Below are 2,760 nucleotides of genomic sequence, written 5' to 3'. Positions count from 1 at the left end.
GCTCGGCCTGCGGGGAGCGCGGCACGGGCACCGTTCGCCCGGACCGTGCTCCTCGCCCTCGGCGCCGTCCTGGCCGCGCTCGCCGTGGCCGCCGCGCCGCCCGACCAGGCAGCGCACTTCACGGTGCTGGCTCTGGCCGTCGTCGTCGGGTTCTACGTGATCTCGCACGTCAGCCACGCCCTGCACACCCCGCTCATGTCCCAGACCAACGCGATCTCCGGGATCATCCTGGTGGGCGGCGTGCTGCAGATCGGCTCGGCGGACCCGGTGGTGACCACGCTCGCCGTGCTGGCCTCCGCGGTGGCGAGCATCAACATCTTCGGCGGGTTCCTGGTGACCCACCGCATGCTCGGCATGTTCCATCGCGGCCCCGCCGACGTGCCAGACGTACAGGTCACCCGAGGGAAGCGTGGGTCTGACACGAGGGGTGGGGGCGAGCGATGAGCGTCGAGTCGATCGTCCAGGCGGTGTACCTGGTCGCGGCGGTGCTGTTCGTGCTGTCGCTGGCCGGGCTGTCGCGGCAGGAGACCGCGCGGCGCGGCGTGCTGCTCGGCATGACCGGCATGGGGCTCGCGCTGGTGGCGACGATCGCGCTGGCCCTGGACCGCTCCGAGCGGCCCGTGGGCGTCACGGCCGGGCTGATCCTGCTCGTGCTGCTGGTGGGGGCCACCGTCGGCACGTGGCGGGCGCGCACCGTCGAGATGACGCAGATGCCCGAGCTCATCGCGCTGCTGCACTCGTTCGTCGGCGCGGCCGCCGTGCTCGTGGGCTTCGGCTCCTACCTCTCCGAGCCCGCCACGAGCGGGGCGGACGCCGGCGAGACCGTCCACCTGGTCGAGGTGTTCCTCGGCGTGCTCATCGGCGCCGTCACCTTCACCGGCTCGGTTGTCGCGTTCGGCAAGCTGTCGGCCCGGCTGCGCTCGTCGCCGCTGCTGCTGCCGGGCCGCAACTGGCTCAACCTCGCCGCGCTCGTCGCCTGCGCGGGCCTGCTCTGGTGGTTCCTGGCGGACGGCGCGGCCGGCCTGGTGCCGCTGCTGCTGATGACCGTGGTCGCGCTGGCCCTGGGCTGGCACCTGGTGGCGGCGATCGGCGGCGGCGACATGCCCGTCGTCGTCTCCATGCTGAACTCCTACTCGGGGTGGGCGGCCGCGGCTGCCGGGTTCATGCTGGGCAACGACCTGCTCATCATCACCGGCGCGCTGGTCGGCTCCTCGGGTGCGATCCTCAGCTACCTGATGTGCAAGGCGATGAACCGCTCGTTCGTCAGCGTGATCCTGGGCGGGTTCGGCGCCGAGACCCCGGCTGCTGCCGCGGGCGGCCCGGCCGAGCCGGGCACCTACCGGGAGACGACGGCGCTCGAGGTCGCCGACCGGCTCACCGCCGCCCGGTCGGTGATCGTGGTGCCGGGCTACGGCATGGCCGTGGCGAAGGCCCAGTACCCGGTGGCCGACCTCGTGTCCCGGCTCACGGCGCGCGGCACCACCGTGCGGTTCGGCATCCACCCCGTGGCCGGCCGGCTGCCCGGGCACATGAACGTGCTGCTCGCCGAGGCGAAGGTGCCCTACGACCAGGTGCTCGGCATGGACGAGATCAACGACGACTTCCCCGGCACCGACGTCGTGCTGGTGATCGGGGCCAACGACACCGTGAACCCGGCCGCGCAGGACGACCCGGCCTCGCCCATCGCGGGCATGCCCGTGCTGGAGGTGTGGCGGGCCCGCGAGGTGGTCGTCTTCAAGCGGTCCATGGCCACGGGTTACGCGGGCGTGCAGAACCCGTTGTTCTTCCGCGAGAACACCGCCATGCTCTTCGGGGACGCGAAGGAACAGGTGGAGCTGATCGTCCAGGCGCTGTGACTCGCCGCGACCAGCACCTTTTGCATTCCGGTGGTTAGCTGTGGGTGAATTGACGGTGACGCGCTGACACCGCGCGGTAACAAGTTGGTATAAAGGGGCGCGCCAGGAAAGTCCGGCGCAGTCCCTCAGTGCGGAGGCCGAGTGTTGACACGCTCTCTCGTGACCGGTACGGCCGCGATCGTGGGGTTCCTGGTGCTTGTGGCGACCACGGAGCTCTTCTGGTTCGGGCCGCCCTCCGGCGCGCACAACGCCGGTGAGATCTTCGCCTCCGTCGGTGGCGCCGCGCTGACCGTCCTCACCTGGGCCGTCGTCGGCTGGGGGGTAGCGCGGACCGCGCGGGCCCTGCGCCTGACGCGGGTGTCCGTGCTGGTGGGCATGCTGGCGCCGGTCGGCGCGATCGTCGCCTTCACGCTCTCGGTCGAGCTCGACGCCTGGTCCACCGGGTTCGGCGTGCTGGCGTTCGCGTCGGCGTCGGCCGGTGTGCTGGTGACGATCCGCCGCCGCAGAGCGGCCGACCCGACGGTGCTCCCCGAGTCCAAGGGGCACCCTCCGGTGCGGATGGCCGCGTGAGCGACGTGCCGGTCGCGGTCATCGGGCCGGGCGCGATCGGCGGGCTGATGGCCGCGCTCCTGCAGCGCGCGGGGCACGACGTCACCGTCGTCGCGCGGGAGGCCACCGCCGCGCACATCGCGGAGCACGGCCTCGACGTCGTCTCCGACATGTTCGGCTCGTGGCACGCACCCCTGGCGGCGTCCACCACGGTGCCGCGCGGCGCCAAGGTGCTGGTCGCGGTCAAGGCGGACGGCGTGGCCGCGGCCGCCGACCTGCTGCGCGACGCCGAACCGGCCGAGGTGATCGCCCTGCTCAACGGCGTCGAGCACATGGCGGCGCTGCGTGCGGCGGC

4 protein-coding genes are annotated in these 2,760 nt (G+C 72.5%); all 4 read left to right on the top strand.

From position 1 onward, the window contains the following. Positions 1-444: proton-translocating transhydrogenase family protein (locus PROKR_RS37405; protein ID WP_036964155.1), on the top strand; the 444-nt coding region annotated here is incomplete at its 5' end. Further along, the gene (gene pntB / locus PROKR_RS13665) at positions 441-1,856 is read left to right on the top strand and encodes a Re/Si-specific NAD(P)(+) transhydrogenase subunit beta (RefSeq protein WP_036964153.1); all 1,416 of its coding nucleotides are present in this window, start codon (positions 441-443) and stop codon (positions 1,854-1,856) included. The genes PROKR_RS37405 and pntB, both read left to right, overlap by 4 nt. A 141-nt stretch (positions 1,857-1,997) precedes the next feature. Then, a complete protein-coding gene (locus tag PROKR_RS13660; RefSeq protein ID WP_169736423.1) occupies positions 1,998-2,426 on the top strand; it encodes a hypothetical protein in 429 nt (142 codons plus the stop codon). Next, a partial coding sequence (locus PROKR_RS13655; protein ID WP_169736424.1) for a ketopantoate reductase family protein occupies positions 2,423-2,760 on the top strand: 338 nt, incomplete at its 3' end. The genes PROKR_RS13660 and PROKR_RS13655, both read left to right, overlap by 4 nt.

The sequence above is a fragment of the Promicromonospora kroppenstedtii DSM 19349 genome, assembly GCF_000515355.1.
Lineage (GTDB): Bacteria > Actinomycetota > Actinomycetes > Actinomycetales > Cellulomonadaceae > Promicromonospora > Promicromonospora kroppenstedtii.
Note: the sequence above shows the minus strand (reverse complement) of the source record. Positions and strands in the feature narration are given on the sequence as shown.

Bases quoted from the DNA above. Each gene is read 5' to 3' on its own strand.
- pntB (WP_036964153.1), top strand. From the start codon at position 441: ATGAGCGTCGAGTCGATCGTCCAGGCGGTGTACCTGGTCGCGGCGGTG.